Raw genomic sequence first — 18,653 nt, 5'->3', positions numbered from 1 at the left:
CATGCCTGCCGCACCTGTCGTCTCGATCAAAAACCTCAAGCTTGCGCTGCCGCCCGGCTCCGACCGCCCCTACGCCGTCGACGGCGTCTCGTTCGAGCTGACGCCCGGCAAGATCCTCTGCGTGGTGGGCGAGTCCGGCTCCGGCAAATCGATGTGTGCGCACGCGCTGCTGGGCCTGCTGCCCGACAGCATCGCCCGCGAGGCCGGCGAGATCGCCTATGACGGCCAGAACCTGCTCACCCTCGACGATACCGGATGGCTCGCGCTGCGCGGACGCCACATCGCCATGGTGTTTCAGGAACCGATGACGGCGCTCAATCCCCTGATGCGGATCGGCGAGCAGATTGCCGAAATGTTCGAGGCCCACAATCTGCTGACGCCGAAGGCGCGGAAGCAGAAGGCGCTGCAGCTGCTGCGCGAGGTCGGCCTGCCCGATCCCGAGCGCTCGATGCGGGCCTATCCACATCAACTCTCCGGCGGCCAGCGCCAGCGCGCCATGATCGCGATGGCGCTCGCGCTGGAGCCGGCCGTGCTGGTCGCCGACGAGCCGACCACGGCGCTCGACGTTACCACGCAGGCACAAATCCTCGAGCTGATCCGCGACCTGCAGCGCCGCCGCAACATGGCCGTCATGTTCATCACCCACGATTTTGGCGTCGTCGCCGACATCGCCGATCGCGTGGTCGTGCTTCAGCATGGCAAGGTGGTCGAACAGGGCGCAGCCGACGACGTCCTGCAGCGTCCGCAGCATTCCTACACCCGCGCGCTGCTGGCGGCTGTTCCCTCGATGCAGCCGCCACAGCGCGCGCCGCTCACCGGCCGCGCCAGAGCGGTCGAAATTGTCGGTCTCGACAAAACCTATGTCAGCGGCGGCGGCTGGTTCCAGCCGGAACGCCGCGTCGCGGCCGCGAGGCAGGTCAATTTCGACATCCTGCAGGGCGAGACCGTCGGCCTGGTCGGTGAATCCGGCTCCGGCAAATCTTCCGTCGCCCGGCTCGTGATGCGCCTGATCGAACCTGACCAGGGCACGGTCCGCCTCGGCGAAACCGATTTCACCCGCATCGCCGGCCGCGCACTGCGCAAGGAGCGCAGCCGCATCCAGATGATCTTCCAGGATCCGTTCGCTTCGCTCAATCCGCGCCGCAAGGTCGGCCACATCATTGCCGATGGGCCGATCGCCCACGGCACCGATCCCGCGGTCGCGCGCCAGCGCACCGCCGAACTGCTCGGCCTTGTCGGGCTCAACGCCAGCGCGATGGAACGCTATCCGCACGAATTCTCCGGCGGCCAGCGCCAGCGCATCGGCATTGCCCGCGCGCTTGCGCTCGAGCCGGAAATCATCGTCGCCGACGAAGCCGTCTCGGCGCTCGACGTCTCGGTGCAGGCCCAGGTGCTGAACCTGCTCGAGGACCTCAAGGCGCGGCTCGGCCTTTCGATGCTGTTCATCACCCATGATCTGCGGGTGGCGGCGCAAATCTGCGACCGGATCGCGGTGATGCAGCGCGGCGCCATCGTCGAGCTGAAGCCGACGGCAACCCTGTTCTCGGCGCCGGAGCACGCCTACACCCGTGAACTGCTCGCCGCGGTGCCCGGCCAGATCGCGTCATCGCGGGCGGCCTGATCGATGCGTTGCGTTCTCGTCAGCAAGACCCTCGATCTGCGCAGCTACATTGGCGCGGCGTTGGCGCGCACGGCGCCTCGCATCGAAGTCGTGGACCATACGGCCGATGCACCGGCCGAAGACGTCCGGCTCGCGCTGGCCTGGCATCCGCCCCCCGATGCGTTCGAGCGTTACCCGAACCTGGAAGCCGTGTGCTCGATCGCGGCCGGCGTCGACAACATCATCGCCTGCCCCAGCCTGCGCTCCGGCGTCGAGGTCGTGCGCGTGGTCGATCCCGGACAGGCGCAGTTGATGTCGGGCTTCATCGCCTGGCACGTGATCGGACATCAGCGCGGCTTTGCCGCCTTTCGCGCCCAGCAGCGCGACCGGATCTGGCAACGCCGCGACCAGCGGCGAGCGCAGGACGTCCCGGTGGGTATCCTCGGCAATGGCGAGATCGGCCAGCGCGTCGCCGCCGACCTCGTGCATCTCGGCTTCCCCGTGATGTCGTGGAGCCGCACCGCCAAGGCGATCTCGTCATCGAGCCGCAGCTTTCACGGGCCGGCGGGCCTCGTCGCCATGCTCGCCGAGACCGAGGTCCTGGTGAACCTGCTGCCCCTGACGTCGGAGACGCGCGGCATCCTCAACGGCGAGCTTTTCGCTCAAATGCGCCGCGGTGGCTATTTGATCCAGGTCGGTCGCGGCGAGCATCTGGTGGAAGACGATTTACTCGCGGCGATCGACCGCGGCCATTTGTCCGGTGCAGCGCTCGATGTGTTCACCGCCGAACCGCTGGCCCAGGCACACCCGTTCTGGCACCATCCACAGATCGCCATCACGCCGCATGATGCCAGCGACGTCAGCGTCCATGCCGTCGCGTCCACGCTGGCGGCAACGGCCGATGCCGTCAGCGCCGGGCGGCGCCCGCCGCACGCCATCGACCGTGCGCGCGGTTATTGATTGCGGGACAGGAACGCCAAGTGCCAAATTCCCCGCCGACCATCGCTGCCGCGCACCCGCTCGATGGGCTGCGGGCCGCCTCGCCGATCCCAGAGACGCGCGCGCAGGCGCTGGCCGAGGAATATTATGGCCTGCCGGCGGCAGTGCGCCGGCTCGACAGCGAACGCGACCAGAATTTCAGGCTGCGCACGCCCGACGGGCGCGACTATGTGTTGAAGATCGCCAATCCCGCGGAAGACCGCGCCGTCACCAATCTGCAGACCGAAGCGCTGCGTCATGCTGCCGCCAACGATTCGGCACTGCCGATCCCACGGGTTTTCCCTGCGCTGAATGGCGCGGTTGAGCTCGAGGTCACGTTCGACGACGGTTCGACCCGCGTGGTGCGCCTGTTGTCCTTCCTTGCCGGCACGCCGATGCACCAGGTGACGCCGCCGTCGACCGCCTTGCGCCGCGAGATCGGCCATTGGGCGGCGCGCCTCGCCCGGGCGTTGCACGACTTCCGCCACCCCGGGGCCGGCCACAAGCTGCTGTGGGACATCCAGCACGCAGCCGAATTGCGCCCGCTGCTCGACAGCGTTCCGATTGCCCAGCGCGACGTCGTGGAACGCTTCCTCGACGGCTTCGAGACCCACGCCCGGCCGCGCCTGTCGCAGCTTCCGGCGCAGCCCGTGCACAACGACCTCAACCCGCACAACATCGTCGTCGTCCCAACCGATCACGAACGCATCGCGGGCATCATCGATTTCGGCGACCTCACCTCCACGGCCCGCATCAATGACCTTGCAATCGCATGCGCCTACCAGGTCGCCGACAGCGACGATGCGCTGGCCCCAGCCTGCGAGCTGATCGCGGGCTACCACGCCGTGATGCCCCTCGCGCCGGATGAGCGCACGGTGCTGTTCGACCTGATCGCGACGCGCATGGTGATGACGGTCGTGATCAGCAACCTAAGGGCGGCTCGCTATCCGGAGAACCGGGAGTATATTCTGCGCAACAACAAGGCGGCTTCGGCACGGCTTGGGCGGATCGCTCGTCTTTCGCGCGACCAGGCCAGACAACAGATCGAACGCGCCTGCCAGGGAGAGTAAAGCGATGCCGGTGGAGAATGCCTCGACGCAAGACCTGATCGCGCGGCGCAATCGCCTGCTCGGCCCGGCCTACCGGTTGTTCTACGAACAGCCGGTGCAGATCGTGCGTGGCGACGGCGTCTGGCTGTACGATCAGGCCGGCGACCGCTATCTCGATGCCTACAACAACGTCGCCTGCGTCGGGCACTGCCATCCGCGCGTGGTCGAGGCGATCGCGCGGCAGGCGGCAGAGCTCAACACCCACACCCGCTATCTGCACGAGTCCATCCTCGACTATGCGGAACGGTTGCTCGCCAGCTTCCCGGCCGAGATCGGCCATGTGATGTTCACCTGCACCGGCAGCGAGGCCAACGACCTCGCGCTACGCGTGGCGCGGACCTGCACCGGCGGCACCGGCGTCATCGTGACCAGGACCGCCTATCATGGCGTCACCGGCGCACTGGCCGAATTGTCGCCGTCGCTCGGCCTGCCGGAGCCGACCGCGGCCCATGTCCGGCTCGTGCCGGCGCCGCAGTCTGCCGGAGATGCCACCGGCGAGATTTTTTCCGGCCATGTACGCGCCGCGTTCGACGACATGAAACGCAGCGGAATTCGCCCGGCCGCGCTCCTGGTCGACACCATCTTCTCCAGCGACGGCGTGTTCGCCGATCCGCCCAGCTTTCTGGCGCCGGCCGTAGAAGCAACACACGCCGCAGGCGCGCTGTTCATCGCCGACGAGGTGCAGCCTGGTTTCGGCCGCTGCGGCCACGGCCTGTGGGGCTTTGCCCGTCATGGCGTCATTCCCGACATGGTCACGATGGGCAAGCCGATGGGCAACGGCCACCCGGTTGCCGCAATGGCCGCGCGCCCGGCGCTGCTCAGGGAATTCGGCGCACGTTCGCGCTATTTCAACACCTTTGGCGGCAATCCCGTCTCCGCAGCGGCGGCGACCACCGTGCTCGACATCATCCAACAGGAAGGCCTGGTCGAGAACGCGAGGCGCACCGGCGCTTATCTGCGCGAAAAGCTTGATGCGTTGCGCTCCCGGCATGATTTGGTCGCGGAGGTTCGCGGTGCCGGGCTGTTCCTCGGTGTTGAGCTTCGCCGTAATGGTGCACCCGCGGGCAAAGAAGCGGCGGAGCTCGTCAACGCGCTCCGCGCGCGGCACGTGCTGATCAGCGCCGCCGGTCCCGGCGCCAATGTGTTGAAGATCCGTCCGCCGCTGGTGTTCGGAACCGAGCATGCGGACCTGCTGGTCGACACGCTGAATCAAGCGCTCCTGCAGATCTCGCCTGCCTGACACTACAAACGTGCTGCCCTACGATTTCGCTTTCGCCTTCTTCGCCACGATCTGCTGAAGGGCCCAGCGCGCGTTCTTTCTGACATCGGGATCGGGATCGTCGGCAACGATCGCCAGGAACGCCTCGCCATCGGGATGAGCGATCTCGCCCAACGCCGCGGCGGCTTCCTTGCGCAGGTTGGCCTGATCGTGGTTGACACAATTGCCTATGGGGCGCACGGCGCCCTCCATCTTCATCTTGCCGAGGCTGCGGACCGCCTTGAGGCGCACTTGCCAAAACCCGTCCGCAAGCGACGCGATCAGCTGATCCGCCGCCAGCGCACCGTTGGCGTTGAGCCCGAGCGTTTCGGCCGCCATCTCGCGCACCATCCAGTCCTCGTCCTTGAGCGCACGCGTGATCGTCTCTGCCGCCGGCTTCATCTGCGAAAACGCGAGCGCGCTCACCGCCGCGCGCCGCACATGCGCGTCAGGGTCATGGATCAGCGCAGTCAGCGCCGGAATGGACTCCTCGAGCTTCAGGAAGCCGATGACGCCGATCGCCTGCACGCGCACGGCGGCGTCTTGGTCTTGCAACGCCTCCAGCGCCGGCTTCAGCGTGTCCTTGCGGCGTAGTTCCTTCAGCGCGCGCAATGCGCCCATACGGACGAAGGCATGGGCATGTTTGACCAGCGGCAGGATGACGTCCGCGCAGGCGGGATCCTTGAACTCCGCCATGCTGTCGGCTGCCGCCGACGCCACGACGCTCTCGGGGTCGACGAGCAATTTCGCCAGGGCATCAGCCGCGTCCGGCCCATCGAACTCTCCAAGCGCCATCGCGACCTGCTGGCGCACGCCGGCATCAGGATCGGACACCATCCTGGCGAGATGACCGACCGCGGCGGAATCACCGGAATGACCGAGCGCGATGATGGCGACGCGGCGTTCGGCGGGGTCTGCGGCTTGCAGCCGCTCGTCGGCGTCCTCGAGATCGTCGTAGGATTCGAACGGGCTCGACATGTTCACCTCAGCAGATAGGGAATATTGACGGTGACCGCACCGGTCGGGCAATCCGCCTCGCACGGCATGCAGTACCAGCACTCGTCATAGGCCATGTAGGCCTTGCCGGTCATGTCGCTGATCCGCAAGACATCGAGCGGGCAGACGTCGACGCACACCGTGCAGCCCTTGTCCGCGATGCATTTGGCTTCGTCGACCACCACCGGGACCGACGTCTGATAGGAAGCGAGAGGCATCGTCCAATCTCCTGTTGTTGTGCGGCGAAAGCGTTTTCGAGCGAAGTGGATACCGGTTCGCGCGAAGAAAACGCGTCAAACAAGAATCACGCGCTGGCGCGGATGCGCTGCTTGTCGTAGAGATCCTTCTCGTCGTCGGCGATCGGCACGACATAAGGTTCCACGGCGCGCTTCGTGCTCGTCATCCTGCCGTTCTGCTTGGACAACAGCGTGTGGCAGAACCAGTTCTCGTTGTCCTTCTCCGGAAAATCCGTGCGCCAATGATAGAGGCCCCAGCGGCTCTCTTCGCGGAACAGCGAGGCGTGGGCCGCCATGTCGGCGCAATCCATGATCGACTGCACTTCGAGCGCACGGAGCAGTTCGTGCGCGTTCCGCGCGATCATGCGCGTCTCCATGTCTTCACGGACCTCGGCGAGACGGCGCATGCCGAGCTCGTACTTGCGCGTGACCTTCGGGGGCTGGAGATAGTCGTTCACCAGGCGGCGGGTCTTGTACTCGATCTGGTTCGGCGGAATGCCGTCCTCACGCCTGGTCGGCGCCAGGATGCGCTCCCGTTCAAGCGCGACTGAAGCGGGGTCAAATTCCGCGAGATCGTGGCTCTCGGCGAACTCCATCGCGTCGGTGCCGGCAACGGAACCGTTAGTGAAGGCGCCCAGCATGTAATTATGCGGCACGCTCGCCATGTCGCCCGCGGCGTAAAGGCCCGGCACGGTGGTGCGCGCGTTGTCGTCGACGAATACGCCGGAAGCGCTGTGGCCAGAGCAGAGGCCGATCTCGGAGATGTGCATCTCGATCGAGTCCGTGCGATAATCGACCCCTCGCCCCTGCTGGAACAGGCCGCGCGTCGGCCGCTCCACCTTGTGCAGCGTCGACTCGATCTCCTCGATCGTCTTCTCGTGGAGGTGCTTGAGCTGGAGGAAGACCGGGCCCTTGCCCGAGAGCAGTTCATTGTAGAATTCGAGCATCATCTGGCCCGACCAGTAGTCGCATTCAATGAAGCGTGAGCCTTCGTTGTTCGCGGTATAGGCCCCGAAAGGCCCGGCCACATAGGCGCAGGCCGGACCGTTGTAGTCCTTGATCAGCGGATTGATCTGGTAGCACTCGAGGTTCGCGAGCGCAGCGCCGGCATGATAGGCCATGGCATAGCCGTCGCCGGAATTGGCGGCGTTCTCGTAGGTCCCGAACATGTAGCCCGAGGTCGGAAGTCCGAGCCGGCCGGCGGCGCCCATGCACAGGATCACGGCTTTCGCCTTGATCACCAGCAATTCGGCGGTGCGCGTATTGACGCTGATGACGCCGGCCACGCGCCCATCGGCGGACTTCAGCAACCGCGTCGCCATATAGCGGTTTGAGATCAGGATGCGGGCGCGGCGCAGCTGGCGATACAGCGCCTTCTTCACGGTCTCGCCATTCGGCATCGGGAGCACGTAGGTCCCGATATGGTGCACCTTCTTGACGGCGAAGTCGCCGTTCTCGTTCTTCAGAAAGCGGATTCCGAAACTGTCGAGCTCCTCGATGATCTTGTAGCAGTTCTGGGCGTATTTATAGACCGCCTTCTGATCGACGATACCGTCGTTGGCGATCGTGATCTCCTTGGTGTACTGCTCTGGCGTTGCATAACCCGGAATGACGGCGTTGTTGAGCCCGTCCATGCCCATCGAGATCGCGCCGGAACGCTTCACGTTGGCCTTTTCAAGCAGCACGACATCGGCCTTCGGATTTTTGAGCTTGGCCTTGAGCGCCGCCATCGGTCCGGCCGTGCCGCCACCGATCACCAGCACATCACAGGAAACCTCCGAAAGTCCGTCGACGATCTGATCTAGTGCCATTGTCTGTCCCTGTTTCGCCGGCGCGACCGGCGCCTTTACATGAGATTTGCCCGGGTGGTCCCACGGCGATAGCAATTAGTTGTCGCCGGAGAGCGATTTGCCCTTCACCGCTATACGAAGGCCTTCTCGATCACGAAATGACCCGGCTCACTGTGGTTGCCCTCGACAAAGCCACGCGCCGTGAACAGCTCGCGGAGCTCTTCGAGCATCGCAGGGCTGCCGCAGAGCATGATGCGGTCGGACTCGCGGTCGAGAGCGGGCTGCCCGATGTCGTCGAAGAGCTGGTTGGAAGTGATCAGGTCGGTGATGCGGCCGCGGTTCCTGAAGGGCTCACGGGTGACAGTCGGGTAATAGATCAGCTTATCCTTGATCAGCGGACCAAGGAATTCGTGGTTGCACAGGCTCTCGACGAGGTGCTCTCCATAAGCCAGCTCCGAAACCTGGCGGCAGCCATGGGCGAGTACGATGGTCTCGTAGCTCTCATAGACATCCGGGTCCTTGATCAGGCTCGCGAACGGTGCGAGCCCCGTGCCGGTCGACAGCAGCAAGAGCCGCTTGCCCGGGATGAGATTGCCGGCGATCAACGTTCCCGTCGCCTTGCGGCCGACCAGGATGATGTCGCCCTCCCTGATCCTCTGCAGCCGCGAGGTCAAAGGACCATCCGGCACCTTGATGCTGAAGAACTCGAGCGCCTCCTCGTGATTGGCGCTCGCCAAACTGTAGGCGCGCATCAAGGGGCGGCCATCGACCTCGAGCCCGATCATGGCGAACTGGCCGTTCTGGAAGCGAAAGCCGGGATCGCGTGTCGCCGTGAAGCTGAACAGGGATTCGGTCCAGTGCCTGACCGAGAGGACCGTTTCCTTCTGAAAAGCGCTCACGCTCGTTTCTCCATGCTGCCCGATGTCGAGCAAGGTTTCGGAGAGAGGCAGATCCGGCAACGGTGAACTGCCGTTCCCGGTCGATTAGTTTCACATTTCGCGAGCGATGACCGCCAGGCAGGCACCCGCATCCGCGAGAACCGCGACGTCAGGCCGGATCCGGCAATTAGTTGCTATTGCGTCCGTAGCTTCGGTGTCAGACAAGACGGTGGAGGATCGTCATGACCATGACCGCACTGGTGGCGCCGACGGTGAGCGGCTACGAGGCCAGCGCCGATCTCGCGACACTTGTTGTGCGCACTGCGCGCGATGAAGAGGTGACGCTCAGCGCGGAGCAGCTTCGCCTCGCCTGCAAATGCGCCCACTGCACCCGCGCCCGTTTCGACGGCCGCTTCCCCGAACAATTTCCCGGCATCGCGATCACCGGGATCGGCGATTTGGGCTACGGGCTTAACATCTCATTCTCCGATGGGCACAATCGCGGAATCTACCCAAAAATTTATCTGTTGAGCCTGGCAGGGCACTAACCGACCTTCCCTTCTATCCGGGGCCCCGACGGGCGAACCCCTATTCCATATATCCCTCGTTTTCAGTGATGAACTTTCCGGGCCGGCACTCTCGGTGCTGTCTCAACATGACGCCGGCGTCAACGGCCGGCCGTCCCCCACTTGCCAACCTGCTCTGGCACGGACATTGCTCCTCTTTAGAACGGTTTGAACGGTTCGGAGGCGGCTCGATGTTGCTACTGGCGGCCAGTGCGGCTCGCGGGACCATTCCCGTCACAGTCCGGCCTGCGGGCGGGTCCTCGCTGCTGTTGACCGAGAACCAGCAATGGATCGGCGGGCCGCCGCCGCTGATGGACAAGCTCACGTCGCGCGAACGGGAACTGGTATTGAAGCAGGGCCGTCGGAAGGTGCTCAATCGCGGCCAGACGCTGTTCAGCCAGGGTGGCCGACACGACGGCATCTGGCTGATCGAGAGCGGCCGGATCCGCGTCTTCTACATCTCGCCCCTGGGGCGCGAGATCACGCTCGCCTACTGGCACGTCGGCAATTTCGTCGGCGGGCCCGAGGTGTTCGAAGGCACCGTTCATCAATGGTCGGGCGTCGCCTCCAGCAATTGCAGCGTCGTGCACCTGCCTGGAAAGGAGCTGCGCGCACTGGCGGCGGAGATCCCGAACCTCGCGATCGGACTGATCGAAGGCCTCACCTTCAAGGGCAAATGCTACTCCGCACTCGCCCAGATGCTGGGAACGCGGTCGATTACCCAGCGCCTGGCGCATCTGTTGCTGCACCTCGTCGAGCTCTACGGCGTGCAGGACGCCGACGGCACCGTGATTGCGGCGGCATTCACCCATGCGGACATCGCCCACATGGTCGGCGCCACCCGACAATGGGTGACGATCAGCCTGAAGCGCATGCAGGAGAAGGGAATCGTCGTGACCAAGCGTTCACAGATCGTGGTCTGCCGGTCCGAGGTCCTGGAGGAGATGCGGGGCCAGGCGTCCGATTAACACCGATGCACATGCAATTGGCTTTCACCGGCAAAACTGCACAAGGAGTGAGCAACCGGCATTTCCCGGCAACTAATCGACAGCGGCGATAAATCCGGATTTGCCGTGCCCGCCTCCCCATCCAATCATGGCAACCACAGCACATCCAACCGAAAGAGGATGAGAATGGTCCGCCATCTTCCCACGTTCTCGCTAGTGGTGTCGGTGACGTCGCTGGCGCTGTTTCTGGCGCACCCAGCTTCGGCGGAAACCGTCACGCTCGGCATCGGAACGCAGGACACGACGACCAACACCGTCACGGCCGGCGTCGTCATCCGGCAGCTGCATCTCCTCGAAAAGTACCTGCCGAAAGACGGCAAATACGCCAACATCAAGTTCGAGCTGGAGTGGCAGAATTTCACGTCCGGTCCGCCCGTCACCAATGCGATGATGGCAAACAAGCTTCAGATCGGCATAATGGGCGACTATCCGCTGATCGTGAACGGCTTCACCTTCGAGAGCAACCCCGAGAGCAAGAGCCGCCTGATCGGCGTTGCCGCCTACAGCCTGTCCGGCTCCGGCAATGGCATCGTCGTTCACAAGGACTCACCCTACTACGATCTCGCCGATCTCAAGGGCAAGCTCGTCAGCGTTCCCTTTGGCTCCGCCGCGCATGGCATGGTGCTGAAGGCAATGCAGGACCGCGGCTATGCACCGGGTTTCTTCCAGCTCGTCAGCCAGAGCCCCGAGGTTGGTTCGACCAACCTCCAGGAGAAGAAGATCGACGCCCATGCCGACTTCGTGCCCTTCGCGGAGCTGCTTCCCTTCCGCGGCTTCGCGCGAAAGATTTTCGACGGCGTCGAGACCAACCTGCCGACCTTCCACGGTATCGTGGTTCGCACCGATCTCGCGGAAAAATATCCGGAAGTCGTCGTCGCCTACATGAAGGCCGTGATCGCCGCCAATCAGTGGCTGCGCGACGATCCCAAGCTCGCCGCCGAGAAAATCCAGGAATGGACCGGGATCAGCAAGGAGGTCGTCTATATCTTCCTGGGCCCGAGTGGCAACATGACCACCGATCCCACGATCAAACCGGCGCTGATCGACGCGGCCACGGCCGACGTCAAGGTGCTGCAAAATCTCGGCCGCATGAAGGAGTTCGACCCGAAGAAATGGGTCGACGACAGCTACATCCGCAAGGCCTATGCCGAGATGAAGCTCGACTATGACGCCCAGCTTTCGAGCACGAAGAACTACGAGATTTCAGGCGAGGATACGTTCTGCAAGAAGCCGATCTCCGATCCGCGCAAGGCCGGCGAGGTTTGGGTCGACGGGATTGGCATCCTGCCGTTTGCATCCGCGGCGTGCACGCTCGGCGCCTATGCCGATTACAAGGCGAAGGGCAAGAAAATCAACGTCGCCTATGTCTTCGATACCACGCGCGGCATCAAGCTGTTCGCCGACCAGGCCTTCTTCGCAGTGGGTAACGGGGACGTGGCGCCCTTCCTGCTCAAGAAGGACGCCGAGACCTATGCCGCAACGATCGGCGGCAAGGTGCTCGGCTTCGATGATGCATTGAAGACGGCGGTCGGCGGAGGCAAGACGTGAGCACTCCCGCCCTCCTCAGACATCCCGAGGACAACGTGCCAGCGGTGCCTGCGGTCACGGAGACGGTCTCCCCACCCACCGCGGCGCCGCCCGCCTCCTCCGGCGCGCTGGCCGCGCGCTGGTACCGGCTCAACCAGGACCGGTTGCGCGCAACCGCGATCGGTGTCGTCTCGCTGGTCGCATTCCTCCTGGTCTGGCACCTGCTCACGACCTACCGTGTGGTGTTCTTCGTGCGCTTCACCAACGTGCCCTCGCCGCTTGCGGTCTATGCGAGCTTCACCAAGGCGATCCACGACCCCAAGTTCCTCGTGCACATCCTGCTGAGCTGCCGGCGCATCTTCATCGGCTTCTCGCTCGCCGCCATCGTCGGTGTGCCGCTTGGCCTCATCATGGGCCGCTTCAAGCTGATCCATGAGGTGATCTTTCCCGTGGCGGAGGTGCTACGGCCAATTCCGGCGATCGCGTGGGTCCCGATGGCGATCATGCTGTGGCCGACCAACGAACAGAGCATCGTCTTCATCACCTTCCTCGGCTCGTTCTTTCCGATCCTGGTCAACACACTGCACGGCATGTCGCTGGTCGATCCCGTACTCGTGCGCGCCGCGCAATGTCTCGGGGCGCGCGAGCGCTCGATCTTCCGCGAGGTGTATTTCCCGGCATCGCTGCCGCACATCTTTACCGGCCTTACGATCGGTATGGGCGTGGCCTGGGTATCGTTGATCGCAGCCGAGATGATCTCGGGTCAGTACGGCATCGGCTACTTCACCTGGGAAGCCTATTCGCTGGTCCAGTATGCCGACATCGCGCTCGGCATGATCGCGATCGGCGTCCTCGGCCTCGGGTCGAGCCTGTTGATCCGCGGCACGGGATACCTTGTGATGCCATGGAGATCAAAATGAGCGAGAACACGATCAGCTCGCCGAAGGGGCATATCGAGGTCAAGAACTTCTCGCTGAGCTATGAGACCATCGATGGGGCTGTCCAGGCCGTCACCGACACCTACATCCATGTGAAGCCGGGCGAGTTCGTCTCGATCGTCGGACCTTCGGGCTGCGGCAAGTCCACGTTCCTCAATGCGGTGGCGGGCTTTCTCAAGCCCACCACGGGCACTATCACGGTCGACGGCGAGCGCGTGAGCGGCCCCAGCGCCGAGCGCGGCATGGTGTTCCAGCAATACTCGCTGTTCCCCTGGAAGACGGTGCGGGAAAACGTCGAGTTCGGCCTGAAGATGCGCGGCATGCCGCGCTCACAGCGCGAGCGCGCCGCGCGCACCCTGCTCGGCCTCTCCGGGCTCGAGGCCTTCGAAAAGCACTATCCGGAAAAGCTCTCCGGCGGCATGAAGCAGCGCGTCGGCATCGTGCGCGCGCTCGCCACGGGCCCGAAGGTGCTGCTGCTGGATGAACCCTTCGGCGCGCTCGACGCGCAGACTCGCGTCATCATGCAGCAGATCCTCACCAACATGTGGCAGCGGCTGAAGATCTCGGTGCTGTTCGTGACGCACGACATTGATGAGGCAATCTTCCTTTCCGATCGCGTCTACTGCATGACCGCCCGCCCTGGTTCGATCAAGGCCGAAATCCCGATTCCGCTGGAGCGGCCGCGCCAGCAGTCGATGATGATGTCCTCGGAATTCCTGGCCCTGCGCCGTGGACTCATGTCACTGATCCGCGAGGAGAGCCTGAAGGCCATGGGCGGCGAGATCAATGATCTCGGCATGCAGGGCCTGAACATCGAACTGCACGGCCATTCGCTAGCCGAGATACTTTAAGCGCGAACATCCCTGCCGACCTTCGAAGCCCGAGCCGGCTGCGCATCCCGTCCTAGATAACGCTCTCAAACGCTATCCGCTGCGCGGGCGTCAAATGCAGGCCGTGCTTGGTACGCCGATCCAGGAAGTCGGCGGACCGTCTGGCCCACTCCTTCTCGCGAAGATACACCGCTTCGCGTTCATAGAAGTCACCGCCGAAATGGCGGCCCAGATCGCTGGAGATGCGAGCCGAACTCAAGAGCTCACGCGCGCGCGTGCCGTAAAGGCGCGCATAGTGCTGAACGAGCTTCTGCGGCAGATCGGGATAGTCGCGCGCCAGCCCATTTGAGAAATCATCGAAGCTGCCGCCGATATCGCCGCCCGGCAGCGGCCGATCCGCGGTCCAGGCCGACGACATCTTGGGAAACCACGGCGCGAGCCGCTGCAGCGCCTGCTCCGCCAGCCGGCGGTAGGTCGTGATCTTGCCGCCGAAGATCGAGAGCAGCGGCGGCGCACCCTCGGCGCCGTGAATCTCGAACACATAGTCGCGCGTCACGGCCGACGGATTGTCGGCATTGTCGTCATAGAGCGGTCGGACTCCGGAGAAGGCATGCACGATCTCGCCCGGTTGCGGCGGTGTCCGGAAATAGCGGCGTAGCACCTGCAACAGATAATCGGTCTCGTCCTGGTCGATCGCGACGTCCTCGGCGCGGCCTTGATAGGGAATGTCGGTGGTGCCGATCAGCGCCAGATCGCCCTCATAGGGGTTGACGAAGATCACCCGGCGGTCGCTGTTTTGCAGCAGATAGGCCTGCGGCCCATTCCAGAATTTCGGCACCACGATGTGGCTGCCCTTGACCAGCCGCACGCTCTGGGCGGAGTTCAGTCCCGCCACGCCCTGGATGACGTCCTGAACCCATGGTCCGGCGGCGTTGACCAGCGCGCGGGATCGTACAACCTGCGTCGCGCCGCCCTCGCTCTGCATCTCGAGCAGCCAGACTTCGCCGTCGCGGCGCGCGCGCACTGCCCGCGTGCGCGGCAGAATGCAGGCGCCGTTCTCTGCCGCATCGATCAGATTGAGGATCACCAGCCGGGCGTCGTCGACCCAGCAGTCGGAATATTCAAAGCCTTGGCGGAATTCCTCTTGCAGCGGCGCACCTTCCGGGGCCCGCGACAGATCCAGGCTGCGGCTCGCCGGAAGTTGCTTGCGGCCGCCGAGATGGTCGTAGAGCAACAGCCCGGTGCGGATCAGCCACGCCGGCCGCTGCTCCGGCGAATGCGGCAGCACGAAGCGCATCGGCCAGATGATGTGGGGCGCGGAGGCGAGCAGCACCTCGCGCTCGATCAATGCCTCGCGCACCAGGCGGAACTCGTAATATTCGAGATAGCGCAGCCCGCCATGGATCAGCTTGCCCGAGCGCGACGAGGTGCCCTCGGCGAAATCGTCCTTCTCGCAGAGCAGGACCTTCAGCCCGCGGCCGGCGGCGTCGCGGGCGATGCCGGCGCCGTTGATGCCGCCACCAACGATTGCGAGATCGACCAGTCCATAGTCCCCGCCGGCGACCGGCGCAGTCCCTGTCATCGCCTGCCGCTACGCCGCTTCTCGGCACGGCGCGGCGCGGCCTTTGCCGTCGCGCGGGCCTTATTTGGCTTTGGCGCCTGCAAGCCATAGGTGGAGAAGCCCTTCGCGGTGTCGGCAATCTCCTCGTCGCTCAGGATCACGCGCGACTCGAGCGCAAGCGAGAGGTAATACTGCCGCGCGATGGTCTCGAGCTCGACTGCGAGCCACATCGCCTTGTCAAGATTGGCGCCGAGCGCAATCATGCCGTGGTTGGCAAGTAGGCAGCCATTGCGGCCCTCCAGCGCGGCGATCGCATGGTCGGACAGTTCCTTGGTGCCGTAGCGCGCATAGCCGGCGCAGCGGATGTCGGTGCCGCCGAACGCCGCCATCATGTAGTGGCAGGCCGGGATCGGCTTGCGCGCGATCGCGAGCACGGTCGCGTAGGTCGAGTGGGTATGGACGATGGCGCCGACATCGGGCCGGGCGCGCGTGATGTCGAGATGGAAGCGCCATTCGGTAGACGGCTGCAGCGGCCCCTCCCACGCGCCGTAGTCGCCTTCGAGCGGCATCGACGCGATCATCTCCGGCTTCATCGAATCATAGGGGGTCGCCGACGGCGTGATCAGCATCCGGTCCTTGTAGCGGGCGGAGATGTTGCCAGATGTCCCCTGGTTGAGACCCGACGCATTCATCCATCGACACTTGGCAATGATCGCCTCGCGCAATTGTCGTTCCTCACGGGTCATACGGACTGCCTTTCCTCTTCAGCACGGATGGAGTGGCGGTTCGCCGGCCAGGAAGCGGCGAACCTCTTCGGCCGCCTGCTCGGCGGCCACGGTGACGGTACGCACGGAGGCTCCGGCGATATGCGGCGTCAGCGTGACGTTGGGAAGCTGCAGCAACGGCCAGTCCGCCGGGACCGGCTCGACCGCAAAGGTGTCGAGCATGGCGCCGCCGAGATGTCCCGATGCCAGCGCATCGTGCAGCGCCTCGTAATCGACCAGCGGACCGCGCGCGGTGTTGATCAGGAACGCGCCCTGTTTGATCCGCGCCAGCGCGTCGCGCCCGATAAAGCGGGTGGTCTCCGGCGTAACCCGCGCGTGCAACGTGATGATATCGGCGCGGCCGAGCAATTCGCCGAGCGCGACATGCTCGACGCCGTCGTTGCGGTCCTGGGCGCTGAGCTGGACATAGGGATCGGCGACCAGAATCTTGCAGCCGAAGGCTTTCAGCAGCTTCACGACGCGGCTACCGATCGCGCCATAACCGACAATGCCGACCGTCATCTCGCCGAGCTCGCGCCCGGTGCGGTCGGCGCGATAGAGATCGCCGCGCCATTCTCCGCCCCGCAGCGCCTCGTGGCCGCTGCGGATCAGGCGCGTCTCGGCGAGAATGGCGCCGATGGTGAACTCCGCCACTGCGCTCGCATTGCGGCCGGGCGTATTGACCACCAGCACATTGTGGTCTCGCGCCGCCTGCATGTCGATGTTCACCGGCCCACCCCGCGACACCGCGATAAACTTCAGCTTCGGCAGCCGTTCCAGCATCGCGCGTGAGATCGGCGCGAGGTGGGTGACGAGCAGCTCGGCATCGCCGACAAAGGCCATGATCTCGTCCGGCTGTCCCATGAACTCCTTCAGGCCATCGAGCTTCGAACCGGCATAACCGTGCTCCATCGGCTCATCCGGCCAGGGCTGCTCCAGGGTACGGATATCGACGCCATTGCCGCAGGCCGTCCGGATGTGATCGGCGAACACCGAGGGCAGCATGAATCGGTCGCCGACAATGGCGATGGGCTTAGACATGATCGCCTCCGGCGCGCAGCGCGGCGAGTTGCTTCCAGACCGGTCGCGACGCCAGCCTCGCATCGAGATAAGTCGGGAAGATGCTGGCGTAGCGCTTCGCCAGCGCAGCGTCGGGCGATTGCGGGGGACTGAGATGCGGCGCAACCCACTGCTGGGCGCAGGCGCGCATGTCGGGATAGGCATCGATCGCGACGGCGGCGGTCATCGCCGCACCTGCGGCGCCGGCCTCGCCGCGGCTGCAGACGCGGACGTCGCAGTCCAGTGCGGCGCCGAGGATCACGCCAAGCGCGCGGCTCTTCGCCGCGCCACCGGTGATCCTGACATCGCGCGGCAACGCGCCCATCGCGGCGTAGCAATCCCGTGCGGCGAAGGCCAAACCTTCCATCACGCCACGCATTAAATCTCCATAGCGGTGGCGCGAGCGCAGGCCGAAGAATTGCGCGCTGGCCTCATGCGAGACGAACGGACCACGCTCGCCGGCATCGGAGATGAACGGATGGAACAGCACCTCGCCGGGCTTGGCCTGCAGCACCTGATCGTCGAGCCGTCCGATCAGGTCGGCGCGCGTGCGCGTCACGCCTTCCGCCGCCAGCATGTCGCATGCGAGATCGAGCATCCAGTCGATGTTCAGCGTCGCCGCCATGTTCGACTGCATCTGGGCATAGTGACCGGGCACCGGGAACGGCATGGTGTAGCCAGTTGCCTCCCGGTTCAGCGTCACCGCGTCTGCGCTCCGGACCAGCCGCATATGCATGCCGGTCGAACCGATGATGGTGCAGCCGACATCCGGTGACGGATCGTAGAGCCCGGCACCGAGCGCGTTGCAGATCACGTCGACATAGCCAAGGCAGACCGGCACGCCTTCCGGCAGGCCGGTCTCGATCGCGGCCGCCGCGGTGAGCGGATGCGTTGCGACCGCACCGTCAACGACTTGCGGGAACAGGCGGGTCAGGTCGGCGATACCGATCAACCGCGCCGTCTCCGCATCAAAGCCGCGCTTGCGGTAATCGCCGCAGGAGAAGGTGGCTTCCGATGGATCGGTTGCGCGCTCGCCGGTGAGCAGGAAATAGAGCCAGTCCTTGCAATGGAAGGCAGTGGTCGCCCTCGCAATCGTGTCGGGCACGTGCGCCTGAAGCCACGCCAGTTGCGGCCCCTGCTGGCAGGCAATGAGCCCAGAGCCCGTACGCCGGTACAGCGGCGCGTTGCGCTCGCTGCCGCGGATCTCCTCGACCAGCCGCCCGGCGCGAGAGTCCAGCCACAGCAGCGCCGGCGCAACCGGCCGGCCATCGTCATCGATCAGCCAGGTGCCGTCGCCCTGCCCGGTCACCGCGACTGCCGCGATCCGCGCCGACAAGTCCGGCAAGGCGTTCGCGAGAGCGCGAATGACCACAACCGTGTCGCTCCAGGTCCGCGCCATGTCCTGCACGACATGGCCGCCGGCCGGACTGCTGTACACATTCGGCCGCGAAACATCAGCAAGCTGCTCGCCGGCCAGTGTGAACGCCACCGCCTTGATCAGCGAGGTGCCGGCATCAATGCCAATGATGACATCGCGGCTTGCCGAAACTGTCATC

The 18,653-nt window shown here is 64.8% G+C and carries 17 protein-coding genes; 9 read left to right on the top strand and 8 right to left on the bottom strand.

Annotated elements, in window-relative coordinates; translation table 11 throughout:
• The first annotated feature begins 1 nt into the window (after nucleotide 1).
• Genes WDM24_RS15685 through WDM24_RS15670 form a run of 4 tightly spaced genes read left to right on the top strand, consistent with a single transcriptional unit; the run spans nucleotide 2 to nucleotide 4,927 of the window.
• A complete protein-coding gene (locus WDM24_RS15685; protein WP_338699298.1) occupies nucleotides 2-1,621 on the top strand; it encodes an ABC transporter ATP-binding protein in 1,620 nt (539 codons plus the stop codon).
• A 60-nt stretch (nucleotides 1,622-1,681) separates the two neighbouring features.
• Nucleotides 1,682-2,560 carry a glyoxylate/hydroxypyruvate reductase A gene (locus tag WDM24_RS15680; RefSeq protein ID WP_338699296.1) on the top strand — a complete coding sequence of 293 codons (879 nt, stop codon included), beginning with the start codon at nucleotides 1,682-1,684 and terminating at the stop codon, nucleotides 2,558-2,560.
• Between the two features lie 20 nt (nucleotides 2,561-2,580).
• Nucleotides 2,581-3,648 carry a phosphotransferase gene (locus WDM24_RS15675; RefSeq protein WP_338699294.1) on the top strand — a complete coding sequence of 356 codons (1,068 nt, stop codon included), beginning with the start codon at nucleotides 2,581-2,583 and terminating at the stop codon, nucleotides 3,646-3,648.
• Between the two features lie 4 nt (nucleotides 3,649-3,652).
• Entirely contained in the window at nucleotides 3,653-4,927 is a 1,275-nt protein-coding gene (locus WDM24_RS15670; protein WP_338831784.1) for an aspartate aminotransferase family protein, read from the top strand.
• Nucleotides 4,928-4,945: 18 nt separating this feature from the next.
• Here WDM24_RS15670 and WDM24_RS15665 read toward each other — a convergent pair whose 3' ends face one another.
• From WDM24_RS15665 to WDM24_RS15650, 4 genes are all read right to left on the bottom strand, one after another.
• Nucleotides 4,946-5,923 carry a HEAT repeat domain-containing protein gene (locus WDM24_RS15665; RefSeq protein WP_338699290.1) on the bottom strand — a complete coding sequence of 326 codons (978 nt, stop codon included), beginning with the start codon at nucleotides 5,921-5,923 and terminating at the stop codon, nucleotides 4,946-4,948.
• A gap of 2 nt (nucleotides 5,924-5,925) precedes the next feature.
• Entirely contained in the window at nucleotides 5,926-6,159 is a 234-nt protein-coding gene (locus tag WDM24_RS15660; RefSeq protein ID WP_029078433.1) for a 4Fe-4S dicluster domain-containing protein, read from the bottom strand.
• An 86-nt stretch (nucleotides 6,160-6,245) separates the two neighbouring features.
• A complete protein-coding gene (locus tag WDM24_RS15655) occupies nucleotides 6,246-7,988 on the bottom strand; it encodes a fumarate reductase/succinate dehydrogenase flavoprotein subunit (protein WP_338699287.1) in 1,743 nt (580 codons plus the stop codon).
• 110 nt (nucleotides 7,989-8,098) lie between these two features.
• Complete coding sequence (locus tag WDM24_RS15650) at nucleotides 8,099-8,866, bottom strand: ferredoxin--NADP reductase (RefSeq protein WP_338831782.1); 768 nt, start codon at nucleotides 8,864-8,866, stop codon at nucleotides 8,099-8,101.
• Nucleotides 8,867-9,087: 221 nt separating this feature from the next.
• On the opposite strand from WDM24_RS15650, the gene WDM24_RS15645 reads away from it, so the two are divergent.
• The 5 genes from WDM24_RS15645 (at nucleotide 9,088) to WDM24_RS15625 (ending at nucleotide 13,734) form a co-directional block, all read left to right on the top strand.
• The gene (locus WDM24_RS15645; protein ID WP_338699283.1) at nucleotides 9,088-9,393 is read left to right on the top strand and encodes a gamma-butyrobetaine hydroxylase-like domain-containing protein; all 306 of its coding nucleotides are present in this window, start codon (nucleotides 9,088-9,090) and stop codon (nucleotides 9,391-9,393) included.
• Between the two features lie 209 nt (nucleotides 9,394-9,602).
• The gene (locus WDM24_RS15640) at nucleotides 9,603-10,379 is read left to right on the top strand and encodes a Crp/Fnr family transcriptional regulator (RefSeq protein WP_338699281.1); all 777 of its coding nucleotides are present in this window, start codon (nucleotides 9,603-9,605) and stop codon (nucleotides 10,377-10,379) included.
• 165 nt (nucleotides 10,380-10,544) lie between these two features.
• Nucleotides 10,545-11,966 (top strand): ABC transporter substrate-binding protein, encoded by a 1,422-nt coding sequence (locus WDM24_RS15635; protein ID WP_338831781.1) that lies wholly within the window; start codon nucleotides 10,545-10,547, stop codon nucleotides 11,964-11,966.
• On the top strand, nucleotides 11,963-12,865 hold the full coding sequence (locus WDM24_RS15630) for an ABC transporter permease (protein WP_338699277.1): 903 nt from the start codon (nucleotides 11,963-11,965) through the stop codon (nucleotides 12,863-12,865). Before WDM24_RS15635 ends, WDM24_RS15630 begins: the two co-directional genes overlap by 4 nt.
• Entirely contained in the window at nucleotides 12,850-13,734 is an 885-nt protein-coding gene (locus WDM24_RS15625) for an ABC transporter ATP-binding protein (protein WP_414645725.1), read from the top strand. The genes WDM24_RS15630 and WDM24_RS15625 overlap by 16 nt, the downstream gene beginning before the upstream one ends.
• A 52-nt stretch (nucleotides 13,735-13,786) precedes the next feature.
• On the opposite strand, the gene WDM24_RS15620 is transcribed toward WDM24_RS15625, so the two are convergent.
• The 4 genes from WDM24_RS15620 to WDM24_RS15605 are packed head-to-tail and all read right to left on the bottom strand — an operon-like array spanning nucleotide 13,787 to nucleotide 18,652.
• Entirely contained in the window at nucleotides 13,787-15,295 is a 1,509-nt protein-coding gene (locus tag WDM24_RS15620) for a glycerol-3-phosphate dehydrogenase (protein WP_338699274.1), read from the bottom strand.
• Nucleotides 15,292-16,020 (bottom strand): class II aldolase/adducin family protein, encoded by a 729-nt coding sequence (locus tag WDM24_RS15615; protein ID WP_338831779.1) that lies wholly within the window; start codon nucleotides 16,018-16,020, stop codon nucleotides 15,292-15,294. Before WDM24_RS15615 ends, WDM24_RS15620 begins: the two co-directional genes overlap by 4 nt.
• Before the next feature lie 18 nt (nucleotides 16,021-16,038).
• A complete protein-coding gene (locus WDM24_RS15610; protein ID WP_338699270.1) occupies nucleotides 16,039-17,079 on the bottom strand; it encodes a 2-hydroxyacid dehydrogenase in 1,041 nt (346 codons plus the stop codon).
• Nucleotides 17,072-18,652: an FGGY-family carbohydrate kinase gene (locus tag WDM24_RS15605; protein ID WP_338699268.1), complete on the bottom strand. Its 1,581-nt coding sequence runs from the start codon at nucleotides 18,650-18,652 to the stop codon at nucleotides 17,072-17,074. The genes WDM24_RS15610 and WDM24_RS15605 overlap by 8 nt, the downstream gene beginning before the upstream one ends.
• Between the last annotated feature and the right edge of the window lies 1 nt (nucleotide 18,653).

The organism is Bradyrhizobium sp. 27S5 (genome assembly GCF_037217225.1).
Classification (GTDB): Bacteria; Pseudomonadota; Alphaproteobacteria; order Rhizobiales; family Xanthobacteraceae; genus Bradyrhizobium; species Bradyrhizobium septentrionale.
The sequence above is the reverse complement of the archived record's forward strand: the minus strand, read 5'-3'. Positions and strand labels throughout refer to the sequence as shown.